The organism is Neisseria mucosa, assembly GCA_003028315.1.
Lineage (GTDB): Bacteria > Pseudomonadota > Gammaproteobacteria > Burkholderiales > Neisseriaceae > Neisseria > Neisseria mucosa.
This window is the reverse complement of sequence record CP028150.1, coordinates 674579-691488: the sequence shown is the minus strand read 5'-3', so window position 1 is coordinate 691488 and position 16910 is coordinate 674579. Positions and strand designations below refer to the sequence as shown.

Genomic DNA, 16910 nt, shown 5'->3' with positions numbered 1-16910 from the left:
ACACAGCCGCCTGAAGGCGGCTGGAGCCTCTCTCAAAAGCCTTGCCCCATCAGGTTTCGCAGCCCCGATTTCGCTAAGCTCACAAGAAAAGCGCGAACGCGAGTATAACACAGCCTTTTCCGTTACACTCGCATTCGCAATATCCTTATTGTTAAAGAACAATCCCAGTTCGCCAACCCTGCCGCATTTTCATGAGAACCATAGGTTGGCGATTCACACAATCAACGTATCCTTAAACACATCCACCGCCGGTTTCGCGCCGTGGTGTTCCACTTTGCGCCGCCATTTGCTGCCCAGATGGTAAAAGCGCAGGCTGTCAGTTTCGGGGTTGTAGGTTTTCAAAAGTTTGTCTTTTAAAACAACCCACTGGTCGGGCGCGATGTCGCATTCGAACACTGAATACTGCACGCGCACGCCGTAGTCCAGACACAATTTCGCCACGCGCCGCAGCCTTGCCGGTCCTTCCGCGTCTTCCAGCGAAATATCGTAAGTAATCAGCATCAGCATTTTGTATTCCCATGTGCAGGCTGCTTTAGAGGTCGTCTGAAAACATCCAACCCGTTTTCAGACGACCTGCAAACCTATCTCATCAAAAACGGCGGATATTCCGCCAAATCCCCGCGCAAGTGCCGCGCCAACAGCATGGCCTGAATATGCGGCAGTAGCCCGATTTCCACTTCCTCGCCCCAAAACGGATGCACGATTTTCTCCTGCTTTTTCGCCTGCAAGGTTTGGAACAAAAGCTTACGCGCCTCCGCTTTTAAGCTTACCGCACCGCTTGCCTCGGTAACAAAATCCTGCGGTTTGATTTGCCCGCGGTTAATCAGCGACAACACCAACCTGTCTGCCCACCATGCGCGGAATTCTTCCAAAATATCCTGCGCCAAACTGTCGCGCCCCGGCCGGTCGGCGTGCAGAAAGCCTACCTGCGGATCCAGCCCCACGCCTTGCAGCGCGCCGCTGATGTCCTTGCCTAAAATACTGTACACAAACGACAACAGCGCATTCACCCCGTCTCTGGGCGGACGGCGGTTGCGTCCGTCAAAAGTAAAGCCGCTTTTTTCGCTTAAAAGCTGCCCGAATACGCCGAAATAACGCGCCGCCGCGTCGCCTTCAATACCGCGCACCATGTCCAGCTTGGCCGCGCCCTTCAACTGCCGCAGCGAAATGTTCAAAGCATCGACCGCACTTTGAATCGCCGCATTATCGCCGTAATTGCGAATCTGCCGCTGAAGCACCCGCTTACTCGCCTGAATCTTTGCCGCAATGATATTGCGCGCAATCGGTACGGGATTTTGCTCCGACACCCGATACTGCGCCCGACGCAGCAGCACATTGCCGCTTTGCCGCCCCTGAAACCGCCCTAAGAAACGTCCGTTCTCGGTAAAAAACACCAAATTTACATTATTTTCACCGCAAAACCCCAGCAAAAACGGCGACACCAGCACATTCCCAAAACAGAAAATATGCCCGATGGAATGCACCGGCAACTGCGCCACCTTCTTACGCTCCTGCTCCACCACCAGCGTCTCCCGCTCCTTATGCAGATAGCTGCCTTGGGTGGTGATGTAGAGCGTGTTTTGCAGTTTGCGCATGGGAAACTCCTTGGGTTTTGACCGCACTTTTTTAGGTATTTAACAGGTTGATCCACCTGAAAAACGGTAGGTCGGATTCTCGAATCCGACATTGCCAGTCCACAGCAATCATTTCAAATTACATCAATCTCAACAAATCTTTGGACACAAGTATCAGATCTTGTATCTACGCATATCAGATAAATCAATTAAATAAGTACCGCCATAAAAAAGGCGGTACTACTCAATCAAATTAAACAAAAAACAATCAAGGTTTCAACACACAGGCATCTATAAAGCACCTGGAATTATAGAGTGATCTTCTTACACACCTCCTTTAAAGACAAAAGACAAACAAATGAATATATTCACGAATGGAAACGGAAATATCCATCTATCAAATGGATAATCGTAAATACAGTTAATATTAGTATACTAACAATTTTTCTAATTCCCTTAACATGGAATAAAAATTCATCATCAGCTCTTTTTTCAAAATGAATTTTCCAGCCTTTATCGTTCCGACTGCCCATTTTTTCTCCCATAACAAGATGTCATGGAATCCATGATAGACCACTTCAAACAGAAAGTCAATTCCTTGAATGTTTATTGTGAAAATAATCTATTTATATACCCCACACTCCGATCTCGTTTCCCCAACAACTCCGGCTGGCAAATCTCCACCAGCGAGCAGGCTTTGCAGTGTTTGCCGTAGGCGGGCAGCGGGGTTTGGCCGCTGTTTAGAAGGTCGCGCACGGCGGCGATGGTGGCGAGTGTTTGGGCGCGCAGGTCGTCTGAAAACACAACGGGGACGCGGTGGCGGGTTTGCATATACCATAGCGCACCCTCAGAGACGGTTTGCCCGGTCATTTCTTCCAAGCACAAACCTTGGGCGCAAAGTTGGATTTCGTCCATTGGGTCGGGTTTGGGCTTACCGCGTTTATATTCCACGGGTTTCAGGCTGCCTGTTTTCGTGTCCACTTCCACCAAATCCAACACGCCGCTGATACCCAGTTTCTCCGCCGACACATGCACCGTCCGCTCAAAGCGCACGCCCTTGCGCATTTCCGGCTCGCCCGAATCCACCCGCTCGTGCAGCGCCTTGCCCTGCGCGGTCAAATAGTTCTCCGCCCACGCCTGCTCGTTATGTATCAACGCGCATTGACGCGGGCAAAAGGCGTAGTGTTGCAGGGCGGAAAGGGGAATCAGGCGCATGTCCTGATTTTCCCCTTGGCTCTCAGTTGAAAGTGCGGTCATTTTTTTGAATGTTTTTAGAAGCCGTCGATTTCCTGCGGAGTTAAACCATCAAGTTTTTCCAGTTCATAGCCGCCATCGGCATTCACTTTCAGGCTGCCATGCACTTTGGCGGAAGAATATTGCCCTGCTTTGCTGTTGTGTTCCCACCAGATGAGTTTCAGCACCTGCATACTGCCTTCGGGGCGGGCAGAAGATGCGTCACCCTCAAAGAGTTTGGTGAGTACGGCTTTGATTTTTTCGGCATCGTCGTCTGAAAAGCCGGTGCGCTCGGCAAGCTGCGGCGACATTGCGCCAAAGGCAACGTACACGCCCTGATCGACGCGGTGTTTCATGCCCATGGTGTCGGAGCTTTTTTTCGAGCCATCGCCTTCGCCGCTAACGCTTTTGGTGATCTGTGTGCTGGTGATGTTAATCGGCTCAACGCTGAATGCGGATTGAATAGTAACGGGGCCGCGCACGGCGATGGATATGCCGCTGCTACCGTCGCCGCTGAATGCGAAAACTTGTCCGAAACTGCGCACATCCAGCCATTTGTCGCAGGCTTTTTTGGCGGTGTCGTCTTTGTTGGCTTTTTTGGCATTAAAAGCATCCGCGCCCAAGCCGACATCTTTATCTTTGGCACGGTTGGCCAGGCTGGTCATGCCGTCGGTTTTCTTTTCGTCCGATTGTACGAAGATGCTCTCGCCGCTGTCTTGCAGGCGATCGCGGATTTTGCGTTTCAGGCACACATCGGTCATTTCGCCGAAACCTTGGAAATCGGCACGCGGGCGGTTGCCGTTTAAGGGGTCGCCGTTAGGGTTTGCGTTGGTTACCTTCAGGATTAAGGCGAAGTCGATTTTTTTGGTTAAGCTCATTTTAGTTTTCCTTTAAATGGGTTATTCGTGGGTTTCGGTTACTTCTTGATCGGGTTGGTTGGATTTGTTGCGATACGCCATTTTTTGGCTGTGGTATCCCAACAGGAATTCCGGTTCCAAAGGTTTGTCTAAATCGCATCCTTCCTGTTTCAAATCATCCAGCACGCATATAAGCTGATTAATTTCATTTTCTCGATTGTTCAAAAAGCCTATCGGGCTGGTTAAAACAAATTTTTCCGAAATCCTAACTGGGTAGTCTTTACGCAATCGGTCTTTATACGGTTTCAGATTGGTTTCAAGCTGCTCCCAGGTATGAAACGGACGCATAACAAAACGCTGCATATAGTTTTCCGCATTGGTTGCACGGGTTTCGTTAGCTATTCTCAACGCGGTGCGTTCTAAATGTTCGGCAACTGCTAGTAATCTACCAAATATATAATCGCGCGAGCGGTTTTGGGTATCCAAGCTCATAGGGTAAGTTCTCCGTTGTGATAAATCGTGATGACGAGCGCGCCAGCCTTTGTATAGGGCGCAGGCGACGCCGATGTTTCTTTGCCATTCCCAGTTTTCGCAGCCATTAGGATTGCAGGCTGCCTGAAAACTTTGACGCACCAAATCTTCAGGAATCGGCACGGATGTTCCGCCTGCGATGACGGGCAGAAGGCGGGCATAAAGTTGTTTTTTGAGCGTGTCGGACAGGGATTTGCCGTACACGGCTTCGGCAATGCTGTAAGGCGAAGGCGGGACGAAGCGCCATTGGGTGCGCTTGTCGGTTTTCTTGCCGTTTGGAACTTCAATGCTGTAACGCTGATACCAAGAAAAATCGTCAATCCATGCATCCAAATTAGCGAAATAATCGGCAGGCAGAAATTCTTGGTAATAAGTTAATGCCATGCGCCCCGGCGTGGCGGAATCGAGCATAATCAGGGAGATTTGTTCGTGGGCTTTCAATTCTGCCTGATAGCCATGCAGTTTCTTTTTGATAATTTGTGCAGCAGCACGCCCGATATTTACTGACCAATTGGGGGACGGCTGTTCAGACGATGTTTGCGATGAAAATTCATCAGGATTTTCAACCGCACTGATGTCCAGATTATCCCAATCAATTTCGCTGGAAATGTCTTTCATCGGCGACGGAATAGGTTTGCCGCTGATTGCCCAGGCGACGGTAACTTGGTCGCCGTTTCGGATGCCTTGGCGGGAAATCAGCCAACGCAGCGCGCTGTGTGCCTTGGCGGATACGTCTGCCGATACGCTGGCGGCTTCTTCGGCGGTGGCAAAACGCCCGCGAAAGGTGTAACCCGCCGTATCGTTGGAAGAAATCAGTTTGGCTTTATCGCCCGTGTGGCGCAGCTTGGCGGGATGCATGGTGGAAATGACAGTTTCTTCGCCCTGCACCAAGCAAAAACCTTTTTCGGCTTTTTCCGAAGCGGCGTAATCCGCCCAAGATCGCTGTATAGTTTTGTCCGTCCATGTTTGGCTGTGTACGTCGCCTGCAATTTCCACCTGCCAGCACACCAATGCCGAGCTGAATTCGATTTCGCCCTTGGTTTTAGGCAGCACGGAGAAAATCGGCGGCGCATCGCCTTCTGTTTCCCATTTGTTCAACACTTTGCCGTCCGAATCAAGCGGAAATATGCCTGCTTCCACCAAATCAGCAACCACCCGTCCTTTGGCAACATAGTGCAACACAGCCTGCACTTTAGGATGGGCAAAAGGCGATTCGCACCATGCTTTGAGTTGTTTCAGGTAGCCTTCAAAATAGGCTTTCTTTTCGCCACCGTAATCGGCGTAATCTTTGGCGACATATTGGATTTTGTCAGCAAGCGGATGCGGGGCTTCGCCGCTGGTGCGGTTTTCAGACGACTCGGTGGCAGGCAGCAAAATCGCCGTTTTCGGCGGCATCACGCGTGCCGTCTGAAAATTGCCCTGACCGTCAATCACGATAACGATATGCGCGTTTTGGATGGTATGCCCGACCGGCGTCAGCGGATCGGCATCATCGGTAACCCACTGTTCCAAAATGCTTTCATACGTCCGATAAAGTTTCTGCATCCAGCTCATAATCCTAGCTCCTTGGCTTCATCTTCCACAGGCTTGACGTTTTCGCCGCGCTTGAACGGTTTTTCAGGCTGCATTTTGCGGATAAATCGGGTTTTCAGGCAGCCTGCACTTTCGTTTACACTGGGGAATTCAATCACGCCGTTTTGCATATTTGCCATCCAAAAACGGCTGACCAATTCGGGCTTTCCTGTTTCTTCGGGATAGCCGAAGCTGTGGAACATCAGGCCGAAATCTAAGTTGTCGATTTCATCGTAAAACCCTTCGCCTTCTCCGAAAGTGCACGGCTCGACATAGCCTTGGCAATCGCGCGTACCGAGAAAAATATCCTGCCGTCCGCCGCGTTCCAACATTCTTCTGGCAATGGCGATATGTTTGCCGAAATTGCGGTCGCCTGCCAATTCTTCCCAATGCTCGTTCCATTCAAAATGAGCTTCCACTTGGTATTCCACGTCCTGCAAAAAGGTGTAAATCGCTAAGGTGTTGCCGCCGTTCCAATCCAGCGGCTTAGTGGATTTGCTTTGGGTGCGGATGGGTTTCATTACACGAATGCGGTCGATATGCCAAATCAAGGTGGGTTTCCAGTAAATGCTTTTGACAATGCCTTTAATGGCTTCGTATGTCGGCACTTGGTAGCTGAATTTTTCGCCACCAATTTTGGTAACGGGGTCGGTAAACAAGGCTTGCCGCCCCCATACGCGGAAACTGATTTTGCTGTCCATATTGCTCCTATAAGTCGTAAAAAGTCATTTCGCTTGTTTCGTCTAAAGACAGGCCGAATTCATTGTTGTAATAGCGTTCATCCAAATAATAAATGCCAGAACCTTCAATGGTTTCGTGTAAGGCATTTTCTTTTTGCAATTTATCCCAAACGTTGGGGAAGACGTTCACGCTGTAACGCTGGGCTTTTTGCAAAGTGCGGTGCATTTCTTGGGGATTCCATTCGCCGCAGAGTTTGGCAATGAGTTCCGTACCTTCGCCATACGGCACAATCAAGGCGCGTGTCGGCGCGTCTATGGCTTGGAAAGCGCGCCCTGCGCTTTTGAAGGATTGCATCAGCAGTTGGATTTTTCCAGTTCTGCGGTTATTTATATTTATATTACCGCCAGGATTGTTTTTATTATCGCTCAGCCAATCCAGCAGTGAACCCGTTGCGCTGCTTTTGACGGAATACGACATTTCATCGCTGCGCTGGTAAAAATAGTATTCAAAATAACGCTTTATCGCTTCTGGCTGCAAAATATCCTGTCCGGCAAAATCGCGAAACACACGTTCGGCATGGTTTTTGCCTGCCTGAATATCGGGCAATATCCGGGTAAAATCCTGTTCCTGTAAATTCAACACCCAAACCTGCCCCTTGCCTTCCTTCTCTCCATGCCGGTTGCAACGCCCCGCTGCTTGGGCAATGCTGTCCAGCCCACCCAAGGCGCGAATCACGCAAGCCATGGAAATATCCACACCGGCTTCAATCAACTGGGTGCTGATGCAGATAACAGGCTCTTTGTTTTTCAGACGACCTTTGATGGTGTCAAAAATCGCTTTTCGGTGAGCCGCGCATTGGTTGGTGCTTAAATGAAACAAGGTCTCGGGCGGCACGTTCTGCCCCTTGCAATACTGATAAAGCTCCTGCGCCCATTTTTTGGTATTGACAATAAACAGGCAGCTTGGGGTCGTCTGAAACTGTTTCAGCAAAAACGTGCCCGCTTCTTTCACATTCCAGCCGCCTGCTTTTTCGTTGAATCGGATTTCCACGCGCGATAACTTTTGATAAAGCTCTTCTCTTTGCTCATCAGTTCCCATGATTTCGGCATGTGCAGGCTGCTTTAACAAACCGCGCGCGGCAATGCTTTCCCTTTTCCCTTCGGGAAAATTCTGCAAGCCCGATTCGCCGAGTAAAGGCTGCGTCGCTGTACACAAAACCGCCGTGCTTTTGCCGAACGTCGTCAGCCAGTTCAAAACGTTGCAAAACAAATGCACGCATTTCACAAGCAGGGTTTGAATTTCGTCAAAAATCAGCACCGCATTGGTCATCGGGTGGATATGGCGTGCGCCGCGCGTACCGCCGCCAAACCATGCGTCCAAAAACTGCACCATGGTGGTAAAGACAATAGGCTTATCCCAGTTTTCGGACAGCAGTTTGTCCTGCCAGCTTTGTTTTTCAGGTTCTAAATTAGAATGGTGTTCGAGCACCCAATCTTCGCCGAGAATTTCGCGCACGGCTTGGGCATTTTGGTCGATGATAGAAGTGTAGGGAATGATGTAGATGATGCGGTCGAGATGATGCTTTTGCGCATGATGGAGGGCATAGCGCAGGCTGGCTAATGTTTTACCACCGCCGGTCGGTACAGTCAGTGTATAAATACCTTGAGAATCGGCCGCTCTTTTTAAGCAGTCGTCTGAAATTTTGCGGCGGATTTCGTCAATAGGTTTGATTTCTTCGACAGGACGATTTTCAAAACCCGCTAATTTGGCTTCCAATTTATCGATTGCCGATTGCCAATCTGGTTTTTCGGTCAAACGGCGGACTTCTTTCTGCGCTTCCCGCTCAAAATCCGAGCTGTTGATACGGTCGGCATCAATCAGGCAGCTAAACAGGAAACGGGTCAGGCAGCCGAGGTAAAACTCTTTGATTTTGTCGTTGCTTGCTGGGTCGGAAAGAATCGGTTTCACTGCTTTGAGCAGGCTGCGAATCAGGTTTTCTCCTACCAATTCACGTGCTTTCTGTTGAACGGCTTCATCGGCATTTTGCTCGCATTCTGCCAAGTGTGTTAATTCATCATCCTTTTCAAACCGCTTTTTCCAAACAGCGTTGCCCTCATCGTCCAAACAGTCAATCAAGCCTTCGCCGTGATGTGAAGCAATGCACAAACCCAGCATTTGCCCGAACAATTCGCCGATTCCCTGCGCCGCACCGAATTTTCTCAATTCGCGGTAAACCCATTGCGCGCCGGCGGTGGAATGGTCAATTTTTTTTCCATTGGGCAAAACATAATCATCTGCGTCGGGATTAATGCCGGTTACGCTTTTGATATATTCTTGGAAATCTTGGGAGTATTTACCGAAATCGTGCATGAGTCCGAGTAACTCGCCCGCCTGATCCAAATCCAGCTTGGCTGCCAATAATTTGGCGATCTCGGCGGTTTCTATTAGATGCGTTTGCAAAGATTGAGGCTGCCCGTCCGATTTGCGGACGTGGGCAATATAGTCAAAATTCACGTCAATTCTCCAAATTTAAAACGTGCAAAATTTAACGAACAAGCCATACAAAATGGCTTGAAGTGTTGAAAAGTCTAAAATCTGTGGAATGAGGTCGCCTGAATGGCGGATAAAGGAGATATTTAGAAATTTATGATATCATTATTTTATTTGTTATAATTACCCGAACATAATACAGCATTTGTAATAAATAACAATATCAATTTTACTCTTTGTGAACAATGGGACAAATCAAAGGTAGCATGATGGCTCGAATGATGCAGATAAACGATGGCAGGTTTTCAGACGACCTGCTTGACTTTTCCCCTACATTTGGGGTTATAGTTGATTGAACTTGAACTATGGCGCACTTCTCTGCCTTGTCCTGATTTTTGTTAATCCATCACATTTTATTGGCTTTTAGGCTCGATTCGTTTACAGAAAGGAAATCCTATGGAAACCCTTACCCTCAATATCGGCGGCATGACTTGCGGCGGCTGCGTGAAAAGCGTTACCCGTATTTTGGAAAACACGGAAGGCGTTGCCAAAGCCAAAGTCAGTTTGGAGAACAAAAATGCGGTCATTGAATTCGACCCTGCGAAAACCAATCCTGCCGCATTGATTGAGGCGGTGGAAGATGGGGGCTTTGACGCTGTCTTATAATCCTCCGAGGTCGTCTGAAAATGTTTCAGACGACCTTTTGCTGTAGTGAAGTTCTTTTTTGTTTGATTTGCACCTTATGCCCGATTTCCTTCCTGTCCCGCCTGCCGAACTGTGGCAGGCGACGCTTGAACACCTCCGCCTCTCCCTGATTGCCCTGCTTTGCGCCGTTGCGCTTGCCGTGCCGCTGGCCGTATGGCTGGCAGACAAACGGCGTTGGGCGGAAGGTGTTTTACAAGTAACCAATATCCTGCAAACTATCCCGTCCCTCGCGCTGCTCGGCTTGCTGATTCCCTTTGTCGGCATCGGTTCGCCGCCGGTTTTGATCGCGCTGACGCTCTATGCCCTGTTGCCGATTTTTCAAAACACCTATCTCGGTTTGAGCCAAATCGATCCCGCCATCAAAGAAGCGCACACCGCGTTCGGCTTGTCCCGATGGCAGGCGTTGTGGCGCATCGAATTACCGATGGCGCTGCCCGCCATGATTTCCGGCATCCGTACCGCGTCCGTATTGATTATCGGCACGGCAACACTCGCCGCGCTCATCGGCGCAGGCGGCTTGGGCAACCTGATTTTGCTCGGCATCGACCGCAACAACATGGCGATGACGTTTACCGGCGCGCTGCTGTCCGCCCTGCTCGCCGTACTGGTCAGCGGCGGCATCGGCATACTGCAAAAGTCCAAACACAAAATGCCGATTACCGCCTCCCTGCTTGCCATCCTTATCGCCATCGGTTTGGCACCGATTTTTCAAACGAACCCATCCGCACAAAAAATCACCATCGCAGGCAAGCTCGGCAGCGAACCCGACATCCTCATCAATATGTACAAACAGTTGATTGAAGAAAATAATCCGCGCGCGCAGGTGGCGCTCAAACCCAACTTCGGCAAAACTTCATTTCTGTTCAACGCCTTAAACAGCGGCGAAATTGATATTTATCCCGAATTTACCGGTACCGTCCTCGAAAGTCTGGTCAAAGTCCCTGCCGAACAGCAAAACCGCCGCCTTTCGCCCGAACAGACCTACCAAACCGCCAAAGATCTGCTTGCCCGACAACACCGGCTGACCTTTCTGCCGCCGATGGCATACCAAAACACCTACGCCCTCGCCGTCAGCCAAGACTACGCCGCCGCGCACAATCTGCACAAAATCTCCGACCTCAAACGCGTGCAAAACCAAATCCGCGCCGGCTTTACCCTCGAATTTACCGACCGCGCCGACGGCTACAAAGGTCTGCAACAACACGGCATACAGTTTAGCCACCTCTCGACGCTCGAACCCGCCCTGCGCTACACCGCCCTCCTAAACGGCAAAATCGACCTCGTCGAGGCCTATTCCACCGACAGCGACCTCAAACAATACCGCCTCGCCGTCCTTTCAGACGACATCGCCCTTTTCCCTTCCTACCAAGGCGCGCCGCTGATGAAGACCGAGTTTGCCGAACAGCATCCCGACATCGTGAACGCATTGAACAAACTGGCAGGCAAAATCAGCGAAGCCGAAATGACTGAAATGAACTACCGCGTGAAAGTGGGCGGAGAAAAACCGGCGGACGTAGCGCGGGATTATTTACAAAAAAACGGTTTAATAAACGATAAGGGCAAATGATTCAGGTCGTCTGAAAAACGGTTTTCATTTTGTTGAAACAGATTTTCAGACGACCCCTCAAGTTGCAATAAGCCGTTGATTAGACTATAGTGGGTCCTCGATCAATATAAACATCAAGGAAATGAATCATGAGCGGCAAATTAGACCAAATCAGCGGTAATGTAAAAGAAAAAGCCGGAGAACTGTTAAACGACTCCAAACTCCAAGCAGAAGGAGTAATCCAACAAGGCATCGGCAAAGTCAAAGAAGTTGCCGCCGACATTGAGGAAAAAGCAAGCGACGTATTGAAAAAAGGCAAAGAAGAAGCAGGACATCTGGTTGACGAGGCAAAAGAAAAAGCCGAAAACCTGATTGACGACATCAAAAGCAAGTTCTAATCCATCCTTGTCGTAAACTATGTCAAAAGGCCGTTTGAAACACGATTTCAGACGGCCTTTATTTCAATCAACATAGCAACGGCGCAGCCACCCGAAAATCACCTGTTCACCACAATCAAGCTTTCAGACGACCCCGCCGGATAAATCGGATAGATGAATCCAATGCTTTAACGGTTTTGCCGAATCCCGACTCGAGATACGCATCGCTCAACCCTCAACAGGAGAAGCACCATGCCTTCCGCCAAGCTCATCCAAAAACTCAAACCCGCCCTGCAAAACCCGCTTCCGCCCGAACAAGACGACATCCTGTTGTGCCTCGACTCCGACAACGTCACGGGCGACAACGCCAAATACATGAACATGTACAACCGCCTCGCCCGTTGGTACGATTTCGGCGAACGCTGGATAGCCCGCTTCAGATACGGCAACAGCATCAACGAAATGCGGCGCAGCCTGATGGGCGAACTGGAATGGCGGCAGGACTGCACCGCGCTCTATGTCTCCATCGGCACTGGTACCGATTTAAACCACCTGCCCGCCGACATCAACCTCTCCGCGCTGGATTTGACCGGTGCCGACCTGTCGCTCGGCATGTTGGCACGCTGCCGCAACGTATGGCGGAAAAAAGCGGCAGGCTTGGACTTGGTACACTGCAACGCCGAAGACTTACCCTTTGCCGACAATATGTTCGACGTCGTATTCCATGTGGGCGGCATTAATTTTTTCAGCGACAAGCAAAAAGCCATCAACGAAATGCTGCGCGTTGCCAAGCCCGGCACCAAAATCATGATCGCAGACGAAACCACCGACTTCATCCAACAACAATACAAAAAAAGCCTATTCACGCGTAACTACTTCCAAGACACCGATTTCGACCTGACACAAATCGAAAACTACATTCCCGAAACCGTACAGGAAAAGAAAACGCGACTGCTGTGGGACAACCGCTTTTACTGCATTACCTTCCGCAAACCTGTTTGAAAAACGCCATAAACGCAATCGAGAAGAAATATGCCAAACCATCAAAATCGGAGCATAACATGAACATTCCCTTTGCCGCCGCCGCCCTGCTGTTGGCCGTGGCATTTTTTGCCCATCTTTGTTGTCGGCACCCGCGAAACCTTAAGCCTGAAACCCGATGCAGAAAACAGCACGCAACAGGGTACGCGCAACTGGATGCAGGCTGTGTGCGTCTTCCAGTTGGTCAGCGTAGATTTGCTGTTGCTGGCCGCCACAGCCTGCCTGCTTGCGTTCACACGGATTTTCGACGGTATGGAAGCCGCCGCTGCCCGTTTTGTTGCCGTTTATCTGGGCCTGTGGTGCACCGTGTGGCTGATACAGCTTAAAATGGCCGGTGCGCGCGGCAAAAATTATTTCCTACTCGGCCAGTGGATATTGTTTTTATTGTGCGCCCTGCTGATGCTGTGGGGCGCGTACTAAAAAAACCGCGCCGCCGCCCAGGCAGGGCGGATAGCGCTTAAGGCCGTTTAAAAGTGCAGGCTGCCTTTAAAGGTCGTCTGAAAACACATTTATAGTGGATTAAATTTAAATCAGGACAAGGCGACGAAGCCGCAGACAGTACAGATAGTACGGAACCGATTCACTTGGTGCTTCAGCACCTTAGAGCGTGTTCATAGTCTTCGTAGCAGGACTCCCAAGAAAGCCAAAGCTACCATTTGCAGACTGGTACTCAACTTACGCTCGCAGTTTTTCCAAAGCCGCCTGTTCTTTTCCAACCAGGAAAAGCTGCGCTCTACTACCCATCGCTTCGGCAATACTGCAAAACGGTGCAATTCGTTTCGTTTGGCAATCTCTACTTCTGCACCAATCAACTCCTGTACTGACGAAGCAAATGCCTTACCCGTGTAACCACCGTCAGCAAGGATTTTTTGTATCGCACCAAGATTATCCCGCCCACGTTCCAATGCCACCAGGCAGCCTTTTCTATCCGTAACATCCGCCGTCGTTACCGCAAGGGCATGCGGCAAACCTTGCGTGTCAACCGCTATATGTCGCTTGATACCGCTAACCTTCTTGCCCGCATCGTAGCCTTTTTCCATGGCGGTATCCGTGTTCTTCACACTCTGCGCATCAATAATCAGGAAAGTAGTTGCTTCATGGCGCCCCTGCTTGCAGCGCTCCGCAACTACCTGATTTTTTTAATGCTTCCTCAAGGATGCTGATGCCACTCTCGCGTGGTTCGGTCCATCTCTGGAAGTAGGAATGCACGGTGCGCCATTTGGGGAAGTCGCCCGGCAAAGCGCGCCAGGAGCAGCCAGTGCGTTGCAGGTAGAGAATGGCACAAAAGACATCGTACAAGTCCACCTGGCGTGGCGCTGTGCGTTTACGGGCACTTTCCAGCAGGGGAAGGAGAGGCGCAAATTGCTCGCGACTGATATCGCTTGGGTAGGTTTTTCTGTTCATGCCGATAGTTTACAGCAGAGGCTGAGACAATGAACACGTTCTTAGAGAATCGTTCTCTTTGAGCTAAGGCGAGGCAACGCCGTACTGCTTTAAAGTCAATCCACTATACTTTTTCAGACGACCTCGGAATCTGACAAGGTCATCTGAAAACCGCATCTATAAACTCAAATATCAGCATATCCATACCCAAGACGGCTCATGCTGAAACCCAATATCTCAGGCAAATTTAACGTCTTTATCGGGTCTCGACCCAAGCTGCGCTTACCGATTTGAATCGGCTATACTACCGCCTTTCCTTAACACACACATTGTCATGAGTACCAAAAAATTTCCCGTCCCCCTCAGCTATTTCAGCATGCCGTTGGGGCTTTTCGCGCTTGGTTTGTCTTGGCGTTACGGCGCGCATATCGGGCTTTTGCCGAATTGGGCTGCGGAAACGCTGTTAGCCGCCGCCTTCGTGCTTTGGCTGCTGCTGGTCATTGCCTACATCATCAAAATCCGTTTTTTCCGCCCCGAATTTTTACAAGATTTGCAGGATTTGGTGCAATGCTGTTTCATCAGCGCGATTCCGATTACCACGATGCTGGCAGGTTTGGCGGCACTGCCCTACCAAACGCTACTGGCAAAAGGATTGATTTTGCTGGGAACGGCGGGACAGTTGGCATTTGCCATGTACCGCGCAGGCGGCTTGTGGCGCGGCGTCCATACCCTCGATGCCACCACGCCGATTGTTTACCTGCCCACCGTTGCCACCAATTTTGTCAGCGCGACCGCAATGGCGGTATTGGGTTGGTCCGATTACGCCTGGCTGTTTTTGGGCGCGGGACTGTTTTCATGGCTTAGCTTGGAAGCTGCCATATTGAGCCGTTTGCGCACCGGCACACCCGTCAACGCCCCTGTGCGCGGTATTGTCGGCATTCAGCTTGCGCCCGCTTTTGTCGGCTGCGGCGCCTATTTTGCTGCATCAGGCGGACACATCGATACCTTCTCGCTGCTTCTAATCGGCTACGGCTGCCTGCAATTCCTGTTGCTGCTGCGCCTTCTGCCTTGGATGCTGGAGCAAGGATTCAGCCCCAGCTTTTGGGGTTTCTCGTTCGGTTTGGCGGCAATGACGGGCTGCGGTTTCCATTTGATTGCCGAACAGCGTTTACTGTTTTTAGGCTATTTCCTCGCCGCCACAGGTTCCGGCTTGGTGATGTTACTGTTGCTGGCGACTTTGAATTTAGCGAGACAGGGACGGTTGTGGGTGAAATGAAAAATCGTGCGGCTTAAAGGCGTGATAAAACGAACATGGCCTTAGGTCGTCTGAAAACTACATTTGGGAATTCAAACCGATGAAGATAAACCCTGAAAACGGCAGCATCATCCTGCCGGACGGCAACATTATTGGCGCACGCACCACGCTTGATGACTGGATTGCATCCTTCCCAAAATCCAGCCCGAATCATCTGCAAGCGGGAATAACATTTTTCAGTTTGTCATTTACCAAACAGTCTGAACAATACACCCTTACCGCTCGGTTCGAGCAGCAGCGGCTGGAGCGCTTATCCATATTCTTCTGCCCGATAGGCGAGGACAATAGCTGGGCAGCATGGTCGGAAGAGCACGAATTGCAACGTAGAAAACAGTTTGATCGATGGCTGGATAAACAGCTGGGCGATTCCCCTTGTTCCATTAAAGCATCGTCATCCGGCAAATGCCGTCAATTTGCCTGGGGCAATGCGGGCGCGTATTACCACAATAAAGACGGCAGTACGATGATTGTCATCAGTTATCGCTGAACGCCTCACAAAGGACACCCCATGCACTACCGATCGCTAACTGCCGCGCTGGAACAATACAGCGGCAGCCTGACCCACCATTCCGCCTCCCCAAACAGCCTTGCCCTGCATATCGACCGTCAAACGCAAGGTCGTCTGAAACTCCACACGCCTGACGGCATCAGCCTCAGCCTGACTTACAACGATGAACCCATGTTCTGGTCGTTCTTCAGCCACGATTTATACGACGTTTACCTCATCCGCAGCTACGCCGAAAGCTGGCAGACATACCAACCCGTCGGGCACATCGGCAGCCGCGTAAACGAACACATCGCCCGCCAACCCGCCGCAAAGCAAGGCCTGTTTTGGAACAAATATTTCATCGAACAACTCGCCACCCACAACGCAGGGCTGCTCGGCATCGGCGAATGGCACTTCGACTACCGCCCCGCCCAAACCCTGCCCCCGCAATGGGGTGAATGTTGGCACGACACCGCCGTGGGGCAGCCCGAAACCGACGAAAACTACCGCAAATGGCTATTTTCAGGCAGCCGTTTCGACGTGCTGGACAACAATTTTTATACCCAAGCCGAACGCTTCATCGCCCTGAAAACGCACCACGCCGAAGACGGTCGTCTGAAATATTGGCGCAAACATGCACGGCAAAACCAACTGCCGCCCGTCTTGGTGTACGAACTCCCCGCCCTGTCTGACCGCTGGCTGATTTTAGACGGGCACCTGCGCCTCGCCGCCGCGCTTACCGAAGGGCAACTGCCGCCCCTGATTACCATCCAAGCTACCACCGCCCGACACAGCCCCCAAACCGTCACCGAACACGAAACCGCAAAAACCGCCGCCCTGTCGCAATACGAAAAAATCGCCCGACAAACCGACCACAATCCCCAAGCCTTAAACGCCGTCAGCCAGCACATCGTCCAAGCTTTCGATACCCGCCCCTACCTGCTGCACACCACCCGCGCCGCCGCCGACATCGCCCCGAAAACCTGGCTGCAACAATTGCAAACCTACGCCGCACAACACGGTTTCGCCGAAGAATTTGAACGCGTTTGGACAACGGAATCATGGCCGATGAAACGGGTTGCTGCTTTTCAGGTCGTCTGAAAAGGTCAGGTTGTTTT

The 16910-nt window shown here is 50.8% G+C and carries 15 protein-coding genes, 2 pseudogenes and 1 CRISPR repeat array (1 of these 18 cut by a window edge); of the genes and pseudogenes, 8 read left to right on the top strand and 9 right to left on the bottom strand.

Translation table 11 applies throughout. The annotated features are described in order from the left end of the window. Positions 1–24: a CRISPR direct-repeat array (repeat unit 32 nt) (it extends 11564 nt beyond the left edge of the window). 189 nt (positions 25–213) lie between these two features. The 7 genes from cas2 to NM96_03460 form a co-directional block, all read right to left on the bottom strand. Continuing rightward, positions 214–507: a CRISPR-associated endonuclease Cas2 gene (gene cas2, locus NM96_03490; protein AVR78529.1), complete on the bottom strand. Its 294-nt coding sequence runs from the start codon at positions 505–507 to the stop codon at positions 214–216. Positions 508–581: 74 nt separating this feature from the next. After that, complete coding sequence (locus tag NM96_03485) at positions 582–1595, bottom strand: subtype I-C CRISPR-associated endonuclease Cas1 (protein ID AVR78528.1); 1014 nt, start codon at positions 1593–1595, stop codon at positions 582–584. 585 nt (positions 1596–2180) lie between these two features. Further along, entirely contained in the window at positions 2181–2831 is a 651-nt protein-coding gene (cas4, locus tag NM96_03480; GenBank protein ID AVR78527.1) for a CRISPR-associated protein Cas4, read from the bottom strand. A 14-nt stretch (positions 2832–2845) separates the two neighbouring features. After that, entirely contained in the window at positions 2846–3685 is an 840-nt protein-coding gene (gene cas7c / locus NM96_03475) for a type I-C CRISPR-associated protein Cas7/Csd2 (protein ID AVR78526.1), read from the bottom strand. 21 nt (positions 3686–3706) lie between these two features. Further along, positions 3707–5749, bottom strand: a complete 2043-nt coding sequence (cas8c, locus tag NM96_03470; GenBank protein AVR78525.1) for a type I-C CRISPR-associated protein Cas8c/Csd1 — start codon at positions 5747–5749, stop codon at positions 3707–3709. Next, on the bottom strand, positions 5746–6468 hold the full coding sequence (cas5c, locus tag NM96_03465) for a type I-C CRISPR-associated protein Cas5 (protein ID AVR78524.1): 723 nt from the start codon (positions 6466–6468) through the stop codon (positions 5746–5748). Before cas5c ends, cas8c begins: the two co-directional genes overlap by 4 nt. 7 nt (positions 6469–6475) lie before the next feature. Further along, the gene (locus NM96_03460) at positions 6476–8962 is read right to left on the bottom strand and encodes a CRISPR-associated helicase/endonuclease Cas3 (GenBank protein AVR78523.1); all 2487 of its coding nucleotides are present in this window, start codon (positions 8960–8962) and stop codon (positions 6476–6478) included. Between the two features lie 432 nt (positions 8963–9394). On the opposite strand from NM96_03460, the gene NM96_03455 reads away from it, so the two are divergent. The 5 genes and pseudogenes from NM96_03455 (at position 9395) to NM96_03435 (ending at position 13027) form a co-directional block, all read left to right on the top strand. Further along, on the top strand, positions 9395–9604 hold the full coding sequence (locus NM96_03455; protein AVR78522.1) for a copper chaperone: 210 nt from the start codon (positions 9395–9397) through the stop codon (positions 9602–9604). A gap of 76 nt (positions 9605–9680) precedes the next feature. Then, entirely contained in the window at positions 9681–11210 is a 1530-nt protein-coding gene (locus NM96_03450; GenBank protein AVR80256.1) for a glycine/betaine ABC transporter permease, read from the top strand. A 128-nt stretch (positions 11211–11338) separates the two neighbouring features. After that, positions 11339–11587, top strand: coding sequence for a CsbD family protein (locus tag NM96_03445; protein ID AVR78521.1), 249 nt, complete (start codon positions 11339–11341; stop codon positions 11585–11587). A 231-nt stretch (positions 11588–11818) separates the two neighbouring features. Further along, positions 11819–12568, top strand: a complete 750-nt coding sequence (locus NM96_03440; protein ID AVR78520.1) for an SAM-dependent methyltransferase — start codon at positions 11819–11821, stop codon at positions 12566–12568. A gap of 59 nt (positions 12569–12627) precedes the next feature. Further along, positions 12628–13027, top strand: a pseudogene (locus NM96_03435) (hypothetical protein). Between the two features lie 108 nt (positions 13028–13135). On the opposite strand, the pseudogene NM96_03430 reads toward NM96_03435, so the two are convergent. Then, a pseudogene (locus NM96_03430) lies at positions 13136–13234 on the bottom strand (IS5/IS1182 family transposase). Continuing rightward, positions 13219–14011, bottom strand: a protein-coding gene (locus NM96_03425; GenBank protein AVR78519.1) for an IS5/IS1182 family transposase whose coding sequence is annotated in 2 segments (ribosomal slippage) — positions 13219–13747 and positions 13746–14011 — 795 coding nt in all. Because the reading frame shifts where the segments join, the coding sequence is not laid out codon by codon here. The pseudogene NM96_03430 and the gene NM96_03425 overlap by 16 nt, the downstream one beginning before the upstream one ends. A gap of 313 nt (positions 14012–14324) precedes the next feature. Here NM96_03425 and NM96_03420 point away from each other — a divergent pair. The 3 genes from NM96_03420 (at position 14325) to NM96_03410 (ending at position 16893) form a co-directional block, all read left to right on the top strand. Continuing rightward, positions 14325–15266, top strand: coding sequence for a dicarboxylate transporter/tellurite-resistance protein TehA (locus NM96_03420; GenBank protein ID AVR78518.1), 942 nt, complete (start codon positions 14325–14327; stop codon positions 15264–15266). 79 nt (positions 15267–15345) lie between these two features. After that, complete coding sequence (locus tag NM96_03415; GenBank protein AVR78517.1) at positions 15346–15792, top strand: hypothetical protein; 447 nt, start codon at positions 15346–15348, stop codon at positions 15790–15792. A gap of 21 nt (positions 15793–15813) precedes the next feature. Then, entirely contained in the window at positions 15814–16893 is a 1080-nt protein-coding gene (locus NM96_03410) for a hypothetical protein (GenBank protein AVR78516.1), read from the top strand. Positions 16894–16910: the final 17 nt, after the last annotated feature.

Bases quoted from the DNA above. Each gene is read 5' to 3' on its own strand.
- cas2 (AVR78529.1), bottom strand. From the start codon at position 507: ATGCTGATGCTGATTACTTACGATATTTCGCTGGAAGACGCGGAAGGA.
- NM96_03485 (AVR78528.1), bottom strand. From the start codon at position 1,595: ATGCGCAAACTGCAAAACACGCTCTACATCACCACCCAAGGCAGCTAT.
- cas4 (AVR78527.1), bottom strand. From the start codon at position 2,831: ATGACCGCACTTTCAACTGAGAGCCAAGGGGAAAATCAGGACATGCGC.
- cas7c (AVR78526.1), bottom strand. From the start codon at position 3,685: ATGAGCTTAACCAAAAAAATCGACTTCGCCTTAATCCTGAAGGTAACC.
- cas8c (AVR78525.1), bottom strand. From the start codon at position 5,749: ATGAGCTGGATGCAGAAACTTTATCGGACGTATGAAAGCATTTTGGAA.
- cas5c (AVR78524.1), bottom strand. From the start codon at position 6,468: ATGGACAGCAAAATCAGTTTCCGCGTATGGGGGCGGCAAGCCTTGTTT.
- NM96_03455 (AVR78522.1), top strand. From the start codon at position 9,395: ATGGAAACCCTTACCCTCAATATCGGCGGCATGACTTGCGGCGGCTGC.
- NM96_03450 (AVR80256.1), top strand. From the start codon at position 9,681: ATGCCCGATTTCCTTCCTGTCCCGCCTGCCGAACTGTGGCAGGCGACG.
- NM96_03445 (AVR78521.1), top strand. From the start codon at position 11,339: ATGAGCGGCAAATTAGACCAAATCAGCGGTAATGTAAAAGAAAAAGCC.
- NM96_03440 (AVR78520.1), top strand. From the start codon at position 11,819: ATGCCTTCCGCCAAGCTCATCCAAAAACTCAAACCCGCCCTGCAAAAC.
- NM96_03420 (AVR78518.1), top strand. From the start codon at position 14,325: ATGAGTACCAAAAAATTTCCCGTCCCCCTCAGCTATTTCAGCATGCCG.
- NM96_03415 (AVR78517.1), top strand. From the start codon at position 15,346: ATGAAGATAAACCCTGAAAACGGCAGCATCATCCTGCCGGACGGCAAC.
- NM96_03410 (AVR78516.1), top strand. From the start codon at position 15,814: ATGCACTACCGATCGCTAACTGCCGCGCTGGAACAATACAGCGGCAGC.